Source organism: Streptomyces sp. NPDC046859 (assembly GCF_040645135.1).
Lineage (GTDB): Bacteria > Actinomycetota > Actinomycetes > Streptomycetales > Streptomycetaceae > Streptomyces.
In genome coordinates this window covers 63,551-79,571 of record NZ_JBEYXR010000006.1, presented here as the reverse complement: position 1 = coordinate 79,571, position 16,021 = coordinate 63,551, and the positions used below count along the sequence as shown (strand labels likewise).

Annotated in this window: 10 protein-coding genes; 7 read left to right on the top strand and 3 right to left on the bottom strand. The window is 71.0% G+C overall.

Going from position 1 to position 16,021, the window contains the following annotated elements:
- Window positions 1-9: 9 nt before the first annotated feature.
- From ABZ899_RS10585 to ABZ899_RS10555, 7 genes are all read left to right on the top strand, one after another.
- Window positions 10-1,281, top strand: a complete 1,272-nt coding sequence (locus ABZ899_RS10585; RefSeq protein ID WP_361343740.1) for an extracellular solute-binding protein — start codon at window positions 10-12, stop codon at window positions 1,279-1,281.
- Window positions 1,282-1,391: 110 nt separating this feature from the next.
- Window positions 1,392-2,396: a sugar ABC transporter permease gene (locus ABZ899_RS10580; RefSeq protein ID WP_361343737.1), complete on the top strand. Its 1,005-nt coding sequence runs from the start codon at window positions 1,392-1,394 to the stop codon at window positions 2,394-2,396.
- 14 nt (window positions 2,397-2,410) lie between these two features.
- Entirely contained in the window at window positions 2,411-3,322 is a 912-nt protein-coding gene (locus tag ABZ899_RS10575; protein WP_361343734.1) for an ABC transporter permease subunit, read from the top strand.
- Between the two features lie 163 nt (window positions 3,323-3,485).
- Window positions 3,486-5,168, top strand: coding sequence for a glycoside hydrolase family 13 protein (locus ABZ899_RS10570; RefSeq protein WP_361343732.1), 1,683 nt, complete (start codon window positions 3,486-3,488; stop codon window positions 5,166-5,168).
- A gap of 135 nt (window positions 5,169-5,303) precedes the next feature.
- On the top strand, window positions 5,304-6,689 hold the full coding sequence (locus ABZ899_RS10565; protein WP_361343729.1) for an alpha-amylase family protein: 1,386 nt from the start codon (window positions 5,304-5,306) through the stop codon (window positions 6,687-6,689).
- Window positions 6,690-6,804: 115 nt separating this feature from the next.
- Window positions 6,805-12,210 carry a pullulanase-type alpha-1,6-glucosidase gene (pulA, locus tag ABZ899_RS10560; protein WP_361343726.1) on the top strand — a complete coding sequence of 1,802 codons (5,406 nt, stop codon included), beginning with the start codon at window positions 6,805-6,807 and terminating at the stop codon, window positions 12,208-12,210.
- Window positions 12,211-12,304: 94 nt separating this feature from the next.
- A complete protein-coding gene (locus ABZ899_RS10555; RefSeq protein WP_361343723.1) occupies window positions 12,305-12,661 on the top strand; it encodes a 5-carboxymethyl-2-hydroxymuconate Delta-isomerase in 357 nt (118 codons plus the stop codon).
- 6 nt (window positions 12,662-12,667) lie between these two features.
- On the opposite strand, the gene ABZ899_RS10550 is transcribed toward ABZ899_RS10555, so the two are convergent.
- From ABZ899_RS10550 to ABZ899_RS10540, 3 genes are all read right to left on the bottom strand, one after another.
- Entirely contained in the window at window positions 12,668-13,357 is a 690-nt protein-coding gene (locus ABZ899_RS10550) for a TetR/AcrR family transcriptional regulator (protein ID WP_361343720.1), read from the bottom strand.
- A gap of 90 nt (window positions 13,358-13,447) precedes the next feature.
- Window positions 13,448-15,376, bottom strand: a complete 1,929-nt coding sequence (locus ABZ899_RS10545; protein ID WP_361343717.1) for a hypothetical protein — start codon at window positions 15,374-15,376, stop codon at window positions 13,448-13,450.
- An 82-nt stretch (window positions 15,377-15,458) separates the two neighbouring features.
- Entirely contained in the window at window positions 15,459-15,968 is a 510-nt protein-coding gene (locus tag ABZ899_RS10540) for a tetratricopeptide repeat protein (protein ID WP_361343714.1), read from the bottom strand.
- Window positions 15,969-16,021 lie beyond the last annotated feature (53 nt).

Here is a 16,021-nt window from a genome sequence, read left to right as displayed (position 1 = left end):
GGAGAACTCATGCGGCGTGGCATAGCGGCCACCGCGCTGGTGGCGTCCCTCGCCCTCGCGGCGACGGCCTGCGGCGGAGACGACAGCGGCAGCGACTCGAGCGGTCCGGTGACCATCACCTGGTGGGACACCTCCAACGCGACCAACGAGGCGCCGACGTACAAGGCCTTGGTCAAGGAGTTCGAGGCCGCCAACAAGGACATCAAGGTCAAGTACGTCAACGTCCCCTTCGACCAGGCGCAGAACAAGTTCGACACCGCCGCCGGTTCCAAGGGTGCCCCGGACATCCTGCGCTCCGAGGTCGGCTGGACCCCGGCCTTCGCGAAGAAGAGCTTCTTCCTGCCGCTGGACGGCACCGAGGCCCTCGCCGAGCAGGACAAGTTCAAGGCCAACCTGCTGGAGCAGGCCAAGTACGAGGGCAAGACGTACGGCGTCCCGTTCGTCACGGACACGCTCGCGCTGGTCTACAACAAGCAGCTCTTCGAGAAGGCCGGCATCACCGAGGCCCCCAAGACCTGGGACGACCTCAAGAAGGCCGCCGCCACGATCAAGGGCAAGACCGGCGTCGACGGCTACTGGGGCTCCACCCAGGCCTACTACGCCCAGTCCTTCCTCTACGGCGAGGGCACCGACACCGTCGACGCCGACGCCAAGAAGATCACCGTCAACTCGGCGGCGGCGAAGAAGGCGTACGGCACCTGGCTCGGCCTGTTCGACGGCAAGGGCCTGCACAAGGCCGACACGACCGCCGACGCGTACGCCCACATCCAGGACGCGTTCGTCAACGGCAAGGTCGCCGCGATCGTCCAGGGCCCCTGGGAGATCACGAACTTCTACAAGGGCTCCGCGTTCAAGGACAAGTCCAACCTGGGCATCGCCACCGTCCCGGCCGGCTCCACCGGCAAGGCGGGCGCCCCGACGGGCGGCCACAACCTGTCGGTCTACGCCGGCTCCGACGAGGCCCACCAGAAGGCCGCGCTGAAGTTCGTGAACTTCATGACGTCGGCGAAGTCGCAGGAGACCATCGCGCTGAAGAACAGCACGCTGCCCACCCGTGACGACGCCTACACCGGCCAGGTCAAGGCCGACCCGGGCATCGCCGGCTACCAGGGCGTCCTCGCCGCGGCCCAGCCGCGTCCGGCGCTGCCGGAGTACAGCTCCCTGTGGGGTCCGCTCGACACCGAGCTGCCCAAGATCGCGGGTGGCAAGGAGTCCCTGGACAAGGGCCTGAGCACCGCCGAGACGGCCATCGCCAAGCTGGTGCCCGACTTCAGCAAGTGAGCCCCGCGTGGCCGCCGGACCGCCCCGTTGGGGCGGGGCGATCCGGCGGCCTCCCGGCCGTCCCACCGGTCCTCCCCCGGACTTCCTGAACTCCCAGAAGGTGTCGAACCATGACAGTCGCCATCGACCGCGCGACGGGCAAGCGCCGCGGTGACCGTGCGCCCCGGCCAGGGCTCGGGCAGCGCCTGAAGAACAGCTACCAGAAGCACTGGTACGCGTACGCGATGATCGCCCCGGTGATCGTCGTGCTCGGCATCCTCGTGCTGTACCCGCTGGCCTACGGTCTGTACCTCACGCTGACCGACGCCAACAGCCTCAACACCGCGCGCACGATCGGCGTCAACGAGATCGAGGCGACGTACAAGTTCATCGGCTTCGACAACTACGCCGACATCCTCTGGGGCGACACCTCCTACGACCGTTTCTGGTCGCACTTCATCTGGACGATCGTGTGGACGGCCGCGTGTGTGGTCCTGCACTACGCGATCGGCCTCGGCCTCGCCCTGCTGCTCAACCAGAAGCTGCGCGGCCGCACCCTCTACCGCCTCGTCCTGGTCCTGCCGTGGGCCGTGCCCACGTTCGTCACCGTGTTCGGCTGGCGGTTCATGCTCGCGGACGGCGGCATCATCAACTCCGCGCTGGAGGCCCTGCACCTGCCCGCCCCGCTGTGGCTGGAGGACACCTTCTGGCAGCGGTTCGCGGCGATCATGGTCAACACCTGGTGCGGTGTGCCATTCATGATGGTCTCCCTGCTCGGCGGCCTGCAGTCCATCGACGCCTCCCTCTACGAGGCCGCGGAGATGGACGGCGCCAGCGCCTGGCAGCGCTTCCGGTACGTCACCCTGCCGGGCCTGCGGACGGTCAGCTCCACCGTGGTGCTGCTGGGCATCATCTGGACGTTCAACCAGTTCGCCGTGATCTTCCTCCTCTTCGGCAACACGGCGCCCGACGCGCAGATCCTCGTCACCTGGGCCTACTACCTCGGTTTCGGGCAGCAACCGCGTGACTTCGCCCAGTCCGCCGCCTACGGCATCCTGCTGCTGGGCATCCTGATCGTCTTCACCTCGTTCTACCGCCGCTGGCTGAACCGCAACGAGCAGCAGCTCGCGATCTGAGGCAGGAGTTCTTCATGAGTACCACCACAGCCCAGACCTCCGCCGCGGCGACCGGACCGGAGAGCACGGAGAGGAAGCCCCGCCGCACCCGCCGGCGCGGTGAGACGGGCCTCGTCGGCTCCCTCGCCTCCCACGGCATGCTCACCGTCGCGAGCCTGATCGCCCTGTTCCCCGTCCTGTGGCTGGTCTTCCTGTCACTGGGCCCGGACAAGGACGACTACCTGCACCCCGGGCGCATCTGGTCCAAGATGACGTTCGACAACTACGCCTTCGTCCTGTCGGACACGAACTTCTTCGACTGGCTGAAGAGTTCGCTGATCGTGTCGCTGGGCACCACGGTGATCGGCGTGATGATCGCCGCCACCACCGGCTACGCGGTCTCCCGCATGCGCTTCCCCGGCTACCGGAAGTTCATGTGGGTGCTGCTGGTCACCCAGATGTTCCCGATCGCGGTCCTGATCGTGCCGATGTACCAGATCCTCTCGGAGCTGGGCCTCATCGACACCTACCTCGGCCTGATCCTCGTCTACTGCTCGACGGCGGTGCCGTACTGCGCCTGGCTGCTCAAGGGCTACTTCGACACCATCCCGTTCGAGATCGACGAGGCCGGGCGCGTCGACGGCCTCTCCCCGTTCGGCACCTTCGCGCGGCTGATCCTGCCGCTCGCCAAGCCGGGTCTCGCGGTGGCGGCCTTCTACAGCTTCATCACCGCGTTCGGCGAGGTCGCCTTCGCCACCACCTTCCTGCTCGACGACCAGAAGTACACGCTGGCCGTCGGCCTGCAGAGCTTCGTCAGCGAGCACGACGCCCAGCGCAACCTCATGGCGGCCACGGCCGTGCTGATCGCGATACCGGTCTCCCTCTTCTTCTACCTCGTGCAGAAGAACCTGGTCACCGGCCTCACCGCCGGCGGCACGAAGGGCTGAGCCGGCCCCCGAGAACCCGAGGCGGCCGCCGTGTCCATCCGACCCCGCTGTCACTGCGGCCGCCTCGTCGTCCGCCGCCCGCACGCGCACGACGCAGACCCGACGACTCCTTCTCCGCCCGTGACACCGTCCGGGCGGGAGACCCCCACCGCACAAGGAAGCCATGAGCCAGTACCCCACCGCCCCGGCCGAGACCGCTGCAGTCGCCACCGTCGCCAAGCGCCGTGACTGGTGGCGCGACGCGGTGATCTACCAGGTCTACCCGCGCAGCTTCGCCGACAGCAACGGCGACGGCATGGGCGACCTGGAAGGCGTCCGCTCCCGCCTGCCGTACCTGGTCGCCCTCGGCGTCGACGCCGTATGGCTGAGCCCCTTCTACGCCTCCCCGCAGGCCGACGCCGGCTACGACGTCGCCGACTACCGGGCCGTCGACCCGATGTTCGGCAACCTGCTGGACGCCGACGCGCTGATCCGCGACGCCCGTGCACTGGGCCTGCGCGTCATCGTCGACCTGGTCCCCAACCACTCCTCGGACCAGCACGAGTGGTTCAAGCGCGCCCTCGCCGAGGGCCCGGGCTCGCCGCTGCGCGACCGCTACCACTTCCGCCCGGGCAAGGGCGCGAACGGCGAACTCCCGCCGAACGACTGGGAGTCCATCTTCGGCGGCCCCGCCTGGACCCGGGTCACCGAGCCCGACGGCACCCCCGGCGAGTGGTACCTGCACCTGTTCGCGCCCGAGCAGCCCGACTTCAACTGGGAGCACCCGGCGGTCGGCGACGAGTTCCGCTCCATCCTGCGGTTCTGGCTGGACATGGGCGTGGACGGCTTCCGCATCGACGTCGCCCACGGCATGGTCAAGGCCGAGGGCCTGCCCGACCTGGGCTCCCACGACGAGATGCGGCTGCTGGGCAACGATGTCACCCCGTTCTTCGACCAGGACGGCGTGCACGACATCTACCGGCAGTGGCGGCGCATCCTCGACGAGTACTCCGGTGAGCGGATCTTCGTCGCCGAGGCGTGGACCCCGACCGTCGAGCGCACCGCGAACTACGTCCGCCCGGACGAGCTGCACCAGGCGTTCAACTTCCAGTACCTGGCCACCCACTGGGACGCCGCCGAGCTGCGCGAGGTCGTCGACCGCACCCTGGAGGCCATGCGCCCCGTCGGCGCCCCGGCCACCTGGGTGCTGTCCAACCACGACGTCACCCGGCACGCCACCCGCTTCGCCAACCCGCCCGGCCTCGGCACCCAGATCCGTACCGCCGGCGACCGCGCGCTCGGCCTGCGCCGCGCCCGCGCCGCCACGCTGCTGATGCTGGCCCTGCCCGGCTCGGCCTACGTCTACCAGGGCGAGGAGCTGGGCCTGCCGGACGTCGTCGACCTGCCGGACGAGGTGCGCCAGGACCCGGCGTACTTCCGCGGCGAGGGTCAGGACGGCTTCCGCGACGGCTGCCGGGTGCCGATCCCGTGGACGCGCTCCGGATCGTCGTACGGCTTCGGCGCGGGCGGCAGCTGGCTGCCGCAGCCGGATGGCTGGGGCGAGCTGAGCGTCGAGGCCCAGACCGGCGACCCGGACTCCACCCTGGAGCTGTACCGCGCCGCGCTGGCCGCCCGGCGCGCCCACCCCGACCTCGGCGCCGGGGACGCGGTGGAGTGGCTGCGGGCCCCCGAGGGCGTTCTCGCCTTCCGGCGCGGGGAGTTCGTCTGCGTGGCGAACACCGGCACCGAGGCGGTGACGATCCCGGCGTACGGGCGGCTGCTGCTCGCCAGCGGTGAGGTCACCGAGACGGACGGCGAGGCGAAGCTGCCGGGCGACACCACGGTGTGGTGGACCACGGCCTCCTGACGGCCCTTCTGCCAGAATTTTCATCCAACTTCGGACGGCCCGCTGCCTTTTCAGGCGGCGGGCCTTTAACATCTCCGTCACCGCAAGGTAATTGAAAGTTTTCAGCAAGAGCCTTCAACGGTGAAGGAACCCCACATGCAACGCAGATCCCTTCCCTGGGCGGCCGCACTCGCGGCGGCCCTCACCGCCTCCACGCTTGTCATGCACCCGACCGAGGCGGCGGCCTCTCCCCCCGGCACCAAGGACGTCACCGCCGTCCTCTTCGAGTGGAAGTTCGCCTCCGTCGCCAAGGAGTGCACCACCACCCTCGGCCCGGCCGGCTACGGCTACGTGCAGGTCTCCCCGCCCGCCGAGCACATACAGGGCTCCCAGTGGTGGACGTCGTACCAGCCCGTGAGCTACAAGATCGCCGGACGGCTCGGCGACCGCGCCGCCTTCCAGAGCATGGTGAACACCTGCCACGCGGCCGGTGTGAAGGTCGTCGTCGACACCGTCGTCAACCACATGGCGGCGGGCAGCGGCACCGGCACCGGCGGCTCGTCGTACACGAAGTACGCCTACCCCGGCCTGTACTCGTCGTACGACTTCGACGACTGCACCGCCCAGGTGAGCAACTACCAGGACCGCTGGAACGTCCAGCACTGCGAACTCGTCGGACTCGCCGACCTCGACACCGGCGAGAACTACGTCCGCGGCGCCATCGCCGGCTACCTGAACGACCTGCTCACGCTCGGCGTCGACGGCTTCCGCATCGACGCGGCCAAGCACATCGACACCGCCGACCTGGCGAACATCAAGTCCCGCCTGTCCAACCCCGACGCCTACTGGAAGCAGGAGGTCATCTACGGCTCCGGCGAGGCCGTCCAGCCCACCGAGTACACCCGCAACGGCGACGTCCAGGAGTTCCGCTACGCCTACGACCTCAAGCGGGTCTTCAACAACGAGAACCTCGCCTACCTCAAGAACTACGGCGAGGGCTGGGGCTATCTGAGCAGTTCCAGCGCCGGTGTCTTCGTCGACAACCACGACACCGAGCGCAACGGCTCCACCCTCAGCTACAAGGACAACGCCAACTACACCCTGGCCAACGTCTTCATGCTGGCCTGGCCCTACGGCGCGCCCGACATCAACTCCGGTTACGAGTTCTCCGACGTCGACGCCGGACCGCCCAACGGCGGCTCGGTGAGCGCCTGCTGGCAGAACGGCTGGAAGTGCCAGCACAACTGGCCGGAGATCAAGTCCATGGTCGCCTTCCGCAACGCCACGCGCGGCCAGGCCGTCACCAATTGGTGGGACAACGGCGGCGACGCCATCGCGTTCGGCCGGGGCTCCAAGGGCTTCGTGGCCATCAACCACGAGTCGGGCTCGCTGAGCCGCACGTACCAGACGTCGCTGCCCGCCGGCACGTACTGCAACGTGCAGAACAACACCTCCGTGACGGTGAACTCCGCCGGTCAGCTCACCGCGACCCTCGGCGCGAACACGGCCCTGGCCGTATACGCCGGCAAGTCGAGCTGCTGAGCGGGTAACTGAAAGTTTTTGCCGGTGGTTTCAAGCCTCTTGCTGTAAGCATTGCGACGGCGATACGGTCGCGCGGGGTCGGACCCGAAGAGCCGCAATCGCAAGGAGCCCCTCTGTGATACCGAGATGGCCGTCGCCGTCGAGGCGCCGAACCACCCATGCCGGACGGGTCGCTGCGGTCACCGTGACCGCGCTGGCCGCAGCGCTCGTCCAGCCCCTCGCCGCGCGGGCGGCCACCCCGCCGGCGCCGCCGTCCGACGCGAAGCTCGCCGCAGAGCCCGCCCGGCACGACGCGACCCGCGAGCAGTTCTACTTCGTCCTGCCGGACCGGTTCGCCAACGGGGACACCGCCAACGACAAGGGCGGACTGACCGGTTCCCGCCTGTCCACCGGCTACGACCCCACCGACAAGGGCTTCTACCAGGGCGGCGACCTCAAGGGCCTGACCCAGCGCCTGGACTACATCAAGGGCCTGGGCACCACCGCCATCTGGATGGCGCCGATCTTCAAGAACCGGCCCGTGCAGGGGACGGGGAACAACGCCTCCGCCGGCTACCACGGCTACTGGATCACCGACTTCACCCAGGTCGACCCGCACTTCGGCACCAACAAGGACCTCGAGACCCTCATCTCCAAGGCCCACGCCAAGGGCATGAAGGTCTTCTTCGACGTCATCACCAACCACACGGCCGACGTCGTGGACTACGAGGAGAAGTCCTACGACTACCTCTCCAAGGGAGCCTTCCCCTACCTGACCGAGGACGGGCGGCCCTTCGACGACGCCGACTACGCGGACGGCACCCGGCGCTTCCCCGCCGTGGACGCCGACTCCTTCCCGCGCACCCCTGTCACCGGCCCGACGAAGAAGGTCCCGTCGTGGCTCGACGACCCGACGATGTACCACAACCGCGGCGACTCCACCTTCGCCGGGGAGAGCTCCGGGCACGGTGACTTCTCCGGCCTGGACGACCTGTGGACCGAGCGTCCCGAGGTCGTCAGCGGCATGGAGAAGATCTACCAGCGCTGGGTGCGCGACTTCGACATCGACGGCTTCCGCATCGACACGGTCAAGCACGTCGACATGGAGTTCTGGACCCAGTGGGCCACCGCCCTGGACTCCTACGCCGCCCAGCGCGGCCGCGACGACTTCTTCATGTTCGGCGAGGTGTACACCTCCGACACGGACATCACCGCGCCCTACGTCACCCAGGGCCGCCTCGACGCCACGCTCGACTTCCCCTTCCAGGAGGCGGCACGCCAGTACGCCTCCCAGGGCGGCAGCGCGCGCAAGCTCGCGTCCGTCTTCGGCGACGACTACAAGTACACGACCGACAAGGCCAACGCCTACGAACAGGTCACCTTCCTCGGCAACCACGACATGGGCCGCATCGGGTCCTTCCTCAAGCAGGACAACCCGAAGGCCACCGACGCCGAGCTGCTGAAGAAGGACCGGCTCGCCAACGAGCTGATGTTCCTCAGCCGGGGCAACCCGGTCGTCTACTACGGCGACGAGCAGGGCTTCACCGGCGCCGGCGGCGACAAGGACGCCCGCCAGACCCTGTTCGCCTCGAAGACGGCCGACTACCTCGACGACGATCAGCTCGGCACCGACCGCACCCACGCCGACGACGCCTACGACACCAGGGCCCCGCTGTACCGGCAGATCAGCGCCCTCGCCGAGCTGCGCAAGGCGAACCCGGCCCTCGCCGACGGCGTCCAGACCGAGCGGTACGCCGCCGACGGCGCCGGCGTCTACGCCTTCTCCCGCACCGACGCCCGCAAGGGCACCGAGTACGTCGTCGCCTTCAACAACGCGGACGACGCCCGCACGGCGACCTTCGCCGTCGGCTCGGCGAACACCACCTACACCGCCCTCCACGGCACGAAGGACGCCGCCCGCTCCGGCGCCGACAAGAAGCTCACCGTCACCGTTCCGGCGGGCGCGGCGATCGTCCTGAAGGCCGCCGGACGGCCCGCGCGGCCCGCGGCCGAGCCGACGCTCACCCTGAAGGCCCCCGCCGCGGGCGCCACCGGCACCGTGGAGATCTCCGCCGACGTCGACGGCGGGCAGCTCAACCGCGTCGTCTTCGCCGCGCAGACCGGCAACGGCAAGTGGCGGGTCCTCGGCTCCGCCGACCACGCCCCCTACAAGGTCCGCCAGGTCGTCGGCGCGGACGTGGCGCCCAGCACCGCCCTGCGCTACAAGGCCGTCGTCGTCGACGCCGCCGGCCGCACGGCCTCGGCCACCGCGTCCTCCACGACCGGCACCCCGCCGGCCCCGGAGACCCCCACCGCCGCCTCCCGCGACTACGCGATCGTCCACTACAAGCGCACCGACGGCGACTACGCCGACTGGGGCCTGTACGCCTGGGGCGACCTCGCCGACGGCGAGGCCACCGAGTGGCCGGCCGGCCACCCCTTCACCGGCCGGGACGCCTACGGCGCCTTCGCCTACGTCAAGCTGAAGCCGGGCGCCTCCAGCGTCGGCTTCCTGGTCGTCGACAAGGACGGCACCAAGGACGTCTCCGCCGACCGCACGATCGACGTCACCAGGACCGGCGAGATCTGGATCGAGCAGGGCAAGGACACCGTCCGCACCGAGCGGCCCGCGGCCGACTACCCGGCCCCGGACAAGAGCAAGGCCGTCCTGCACTACCACCGCGCCGACGGGAACTACGACGGCTGGGGACTGCACACCTGGACCGGTGCCGCGAACCCCACCGAGTGGTCGAACCCCCTGAAGCCGGTCAAGACTGATACGTATGGTGCGGTCTTCGAGGTACCGCTCACCGACGGTGCCACCAGCCTCAGCTACATCCTCCACAAGGGCGACGAGAAGGACCTGCCCGCCGACCAGTCGCTCGACCTCACGGCGAACGGCCACGAGGTGTGGCTGGTGAGCGGCCAGGAGAAGTACCTGCTCCCGCAGCCCGCGGGCTCGGCCGCCGCGCTCGACCCGACCACCTCCAAGGCCGTCTGGATCGACCGGAACACCGTCGTCTGGAACGGCTCCGAGGGCGCCGCCTCCACCCAGCTGCTCTACAGCCGCGACGGGGGCATCGAGGCGAAGGACGGCGCGCTGACCGGCGACGCCCGGTGGCTGCGCCTGGCGAAGACCTCCCTCACCGACGCCCAGAAGGCGAAGTTCCCGCACCTGAAGGACCACACCGCCTGGTCCGTCGACCCGCGCGACCGCGACCGCGTCCGCGAGGCCCTGCGCGGCCAGGTCGTCGCCTCCCAGCGCGCCGCCAACGGTGCCGTGCTCGCCGCGACCGGTGTGCAGCTCGCCGGTGTCCTCGACGACCTCTACGGCGCCGCGACCAAGGCCGACCTCGGCCCGGTCTTCGCCAAGGGCCGTCCGACGCTGTCCGTCTGGGCGCCCACCGCCCACTCGGTGAAGCTGGAGATCGGCGGCTCCACGGTCGCCATGCACCGCGCCGGCAGCACCGGCGTCTGGTCCGTCACCGGACCCGCGTCCTGGAAGAACAAGCCCTACCGGTACGTCGTGAAGGTCTGGGCGCCCAGCGTCCGCAAGGTCGTCACCAACCAGGTCACCGACCCCTACTCGGTGGCCCTCACCACCGACTCCCGGCGCAGCGTCCTCGTCGACCTCGGCGACCGCTCGCTGGCACCGCGCGGCTGGACCACCTACACCAAGCCGAAGGCGGTGCCGCTGAAGGACGCCCAGATCCAGGAGCTGCACGTCCGGGACTTCTCGGTGGCCGACAAGACCGTCCCCGCGAAGGACCGCGGCACCTACCGCGCGTTCGGGGACAAGCTCAGCGACGGCTCCCGGCACCTGCGGAAGCTGGCCGAGGCGGGCACCTCGTACGTCCACCTGCTGCCCGTCTTCGACATCGCCACCATCCCCGAGAAGAAGTCCGAACAGGCCGTCACCGACTGCGACCTGGCCTCCCTGCCGGCCGACTCCGACCAGCAGCAGGAGTGCGTGGCGAAGACCGCCGCCAAGGACGCCTACAACTGGGGCTACGACCCGTACCACTACACGGTCCCGGAGGGCTCCTACTCCTCCGACCCCGACGGCACCACCCGCACCGTCGAGTTCCGCCAGATGGTCAAGGCGCTCAACGAGGACGGCCTGCGCGTCGTCATGGACGTCGTCTACAACCACACGGCGGCGGCCGGCCAGGCGGACACCAGCGTCCTGGACCGGATCGTGCCCGGCTACTACCAGCGGCTCCTGGCCGACGGCTCGGTCGCCAACAGCACCTGCTGCGCCAACACGGCCACCGAGAACGCCATGATGGGCAAGCTCGTCGTGGACTCCGTCGTCACCTGGGCCAAGCAGTACAAGGTCGACGGCTTCCGCTTCGACCTCATGGGGCACCACCCCAAGGCCAACATCCTCGCGGTCCGCAAGGCCCTCGACGCCCTGACCCTCGCCAAGGACGGTGTCGACGGCAAGAAGATCATCCTGTACGGCGAGGGCTGGAACTTCGGCGAGGTCGCCGACGACGCCCGGTTCGTCCAGGCCACGCAGAAGAACATGGCCGGCACCGGCATCGCCACCTTCTCCGACCGCGCCCGTGACGCCGTGCGCGGCGGCGGCCCCTTCGACGAGGACCCGGGCGTCCAGGGCTTCGCGTCCGGGCTCTACACCGAGCCCAACACGTCGAAGAACAACGGCACCGAGGCCGAGCAGAAGGCCCGCCTGCTGCACTACCAGGACCTGATCAAGGTCGGCCTGTCCGGCAACCTCGCCGGCTACCGCTTCACCGACACCGACGGCAAGGAGGTCAAGGGCTCCGAGGTCGACTACAACGGCGCCCCCGCCGGCTACGCGGCCGCCCCCGGCGACGCCCTCGCCTACGCGGACGCGCACGACAACGAGTCGTTGTTCGACGCGCTGACGTACAAGCTGCCCGCCGGGACGAGCGCGGCCGACCGCGTCCGGATGCAGGTGCTCGCCATGGCCACGGCCACCCTGTCGCAGGGCCCGGCGCTCTCCCAGGCCGGCACCGACCTGCTGCGCTCCAAGTCGCTGGACCGCAACTCCTACGACAGCGGCGACTGGTTCAACGCCATCCACTGGGACTGCGCGGACGGCAACGGCTTCGGCACGGGCCTGCCGCCCGCGGCCGACAACGCCTCGAAGTGGCCGTACGCCAAGCCGCTGCTGGGCAGCGTCAAGGTCGGCTGCCCGCAGATCGAGGGCGCCTCGGCGGCCTACCGCGACCTGCTGCGGATCCGTTCGACGGAGAGCGCCTTCTCCCTCGGCACCGCCGCCCAGGTGCAGGCGGAGCTGTCCTTCCCGCTGTCCGGCAAGGACGAGACGCCCGGCGTGATCACCATGCGCCTCGGCGACCTCGTCGTCGTCTTCAACGCCACGCCCGAGCGGCAGAAGCAGAAGGTCGCCCCGCTCGCGGGCACCGGCTACCGGCTGCACCCGGCCCAGGCCGGGGGCGCCGACCCGGTCGTCAGGTCCGCGTCCTACACGGCGGGCTCCGGCACGTTCGACGTCCCGGCCCGCACGGTCGCCGTGTTCAGCCGGACCAGGTGACACCGAGCTGAACGAAGGGGCGGTCCGGTCACCGGGCCGCCCCTTCGCACGCCGAGGTTAGGGTGGGGGCCGCCGACCCGGAACAGGAGCGCCCATGCCGCAGATCACCGTCGACTACTCGCAGCAACTGGCGGACGACTTCGACCGCCCCGCGTTCGCGCGGGCGCTGCACGCCGCCGTGGTCGACATCGCGGCCGCCAAGCCGCCCGCCTGCAAGACGCAGTTCCGCCGCACCGAGGACACCGCGGTCGGCGACGACACCGCCGGGCACGCCGTCGTGCACGTCACCCTGGGCCTGCTCGCGGGCCGCACCGAGGAGACGAAGGCCCGGCTCACCGAGGCCGTGCTCGACCTGCTGCGGACCCATGTGCGGCCCGCCGGGGGCCTCGCCCTGCACGCCTCCGCCGAGGTCCGCGACCTCGACCCGTCCTACCGCAAGTACGAGAGCTGACCGCGGCTACGACGCCAGCGCGACCAGCCGGCCGACCAGGTCGCTGAAGGGGCCCTCGGCCGGCTCGTCCGCCAGCACGCCGCGCAGGAGCGCTCCCATCTCCTCGTCGTGGGCGGCGCTCACCGCGGCCAGCGCGGCGAAGTCGTGCACCAGCTGGACCTCCAGTTCACGGCGCGGGATACGCCGGCCGTCCAGCCAGATCAGGGCCGTGGACTCCGCCAGTGAGATCCACGAGCGGACCACCAGCTCCAGCCGCGCGGGCGGGTCCGTCACGCCCAGGTGCGAAAGGATCTGGACATACGCGGCCTGCCGCACCGAGTCGATGAGCGCGTTCGTCGCCGTCGAGCCGACGGCCGGGCCGCCCCGCATCAGCGCCGAGAAGCCGGGCCCGTGCTCGTCGACGAAGTCGAAGAAGCGGTGCATCACCCGCAGCAGCCGGACGCCCAGCGGACCCTCCCGCGGCTCCACGAACCGGCCCGCCAGCTCCTCGGCCGCGCGCTTCAACGCGGCCTCGTACAGGCTGAGTTTGCCGGGGAAGTAGTGGTAGACCAGCGGCCGGGAGATACCGGCCGCCGACGCTATCTCGTCGATGGAGACCTCGTCGGGCGAGCGCTGGCTGAACAGTTCGAGGGCGACGCCGATCAACTGCTGCCGCCGCTCGTCGACTCCCATTCTTCGGCGTACCCCGGTAGTCATACGAACACCTTACCGATCGATTCCGGCCCTGAACGGACGGGACCGACCACGGGTGTTCATCTCAGGACGCCGACCCGCCCCCGCCGGCCCTCACTTGAGGCCGCCGATCGTCCGCCCGTCCTCCAGCGTCCCCTTCAGCTCCGCCCGCGCCCCCTGCCGGGCCGGAAGCGCCAGCAGGCTCCCCGTGACGGAGCCGCGCACGCCGCCCGACGCCCGGACGGCCTCCGTGTCCCGGGCGCCGGCCGCCAGCAGGTACCAGCCGCCCGACTGGGCCTTCCACAGCACCCCGGCCAGCACATGCGGATCCCGCGGCCCGCACGCCGGCACGTTCTGCGCCTTCGCCACCACCGCCGCCTGCGCGGTGCCCGGCGTACGGAACTGCGCCAGCACCCGCTCGCCGCCGCCCCGCCAGGTTTCGGCACGCGTGCACACCCAGTCCCCGTCACCGCTGCCGTCCGGCAACGGCTGGCGCGCGTACGGCCAGGCGTTCACCGACCGCACGCCCGCCGAGCCCAGGGCGCCCAGCCAGCACGCGTTCGGCGCCCAGGCACGCAGCGCCCGCGCCCCGGTGACGTCCCGCGCCTGCCCGGGACGCCCGGCGGTGAGCCGCGCCGGGACCAGCTCGGCGAGGTCGGTCAGCAACCGGGTGCCCGTGCCGTCCGTCACCTGCAGCACGTTCCACGAGGTGCAGGAACCGCCGCCCGGCCGGGCCGCCGGACTCGACATCGGCGAGGTGACCCCGCCGGTCACCGTGAGGTCCATCGCCCCGGAGCCCGGCTCGACCAGGTCCCGCTCGGCCGCGTCGCGCACCCAGGGGGCCAGCAGATAGCGGACGTTGCCGTCGGTACGGCTCAGCACCACCGCGCTCGCCTCGGCCCGGGTCGCGCCGTCGACACGGGAGAAGTCCAGGGCGGCGCCCACCGTGCCGTCCGTCGGCTCGGCGTAGCGCGCCACGCGCAGGCCGTCGTACAGGAGCACCACGCGCACCGAGTCGACGGTGCCCGCGTACAGCAGCTGCGGCGCCCCGGGCGGGCCGCCCGCCGGGGTGCCCGGGGTCGCCGACACCGCGACCGTCTCACCGGGGCGGGCCCACACCGCGAGGGCGCGGCGCAGCAGCGCCGAGTCGCCGGTGAGGTCGCCGCGCGCGGGCCACACCGAGAAGTCGGTGCGGGCGGACGACTGCCAGGCCGCCGCCGGCACCTTCGTCAGCTGGGCGGGGTCGAGGGCCGCCTCCGCCGACGGGTTGCGCGCGTACGGGGGAGCGGCCGGGCCGTCCGGGGCCCAGCCCTCGCCCGGCAGTCCGAGCAGCGCCCCGCACACCAGCAGGGCGGCCCCGGCGGCGAGCACGGCCCGCAGATGCTGGCGGCGCCGCATCAGATCGGTCGGCCGGGCCTGCAGCGAGCAGGGGTCGAACTCCGGGGACTCCAGGAGCGCGTACCGCGCCTCCACGCCGTCGGCCTCGTCGAGCGCGTCGTCCGGGTCCTCGACCCCGGCCGCCTCCAGGACGGCTCGTACGGCGCCGTCCGGCAGCTTCTCGAGGCCGCGCAGCACATAGGCGGCGCGGGCCGGGGCGGACAGCGCCGAAAGCTGCTGGTCCAGGGCCAGTTCGTCGGCGCCGCCCGACCGGGGGAACAGACGCAGGCCCCAGACCTGGGGCAGCAGGGGCGGCAGCTGGGAGCGGCGGGGCCAGGCCGCCCGCTTCAGCGGACGGCCCGCCTCCAGGGCTGCCCGCAGCAGCCGCGCGCGCAGGAACGCGTAACCGGGGTCGCCGTCCCGGCCGCTCGACTGGGCCGGGATCGCGGGCGTCGGCGCCGAGCGGCCGCGGGGCAGCGCCCGCTGGGTGAGGGAGTGCGCGGTCAGGACGCGCCGGTTGCGCCCGAGACCCGGTGGCAGCACCAGGTAGGCGAGGCGGACCAGACGCGGGTAGTGCTCGACGAGCGCGGCCTCGGCCCGCTCGACGTCCACGACCGGGCCGACCGAACTGGCTGCGGGGCGGGAGGCGACATCCTGTGACTGCACGTTCAGCAGAACGAGCGAATCGGCGGTTGGTCACCGCGGCCGGGGCGGGCCCCGCCCACCGCCGGGGCCCGGACGGCCCGGGTCACGCCTCCTGCGGCTGCGGCTCCGTGAGCGCACGCGCGTAGTTCGCCATCGACCGCTGGTAGCGCGGCAGATGCGGGGCGAGCGCGCCCAGCGCCAGCGCCAGCCCCTCCCGGTCCCGGCCGAGGCTCGACAGGCACAGCGCCAGCGTCGCGCGCACGGCGTCGTCCAGCTCGTCGGACGGCGCGTCCAGCTCCGGCGTCAACAGCGCGACGCCCTCCTCCGCCCGCCCCACGTTCCTGAGCGAGCTCGACATCTGGATCTTGGCCCGACGCGCCTTGTATCCGCTCAGCCCGCGTGCCAGCGCCTCCCGGTACAGCGGCACGGCGCGGTCCGAGTGTCCCGTGGAGTCCCAGGCGCAGGCCTGCTCGAAGGGGCCGAGCGGGCTGCCCTCCGGCAGCTCGGCCACCAGCGCGTCGATGAGCGCGCGGAACTCGGCCGCCCGCTCCTCGGGGTAGTCGTCGAAACTCGCCCATGCCGCGGTGACGCGGTCCTCCCAGTGCTGGTCCATCGGATCACTCTCGCACAGCCGTTCTGTGAGAGCCTCCTGTTTTGAGCGCATCG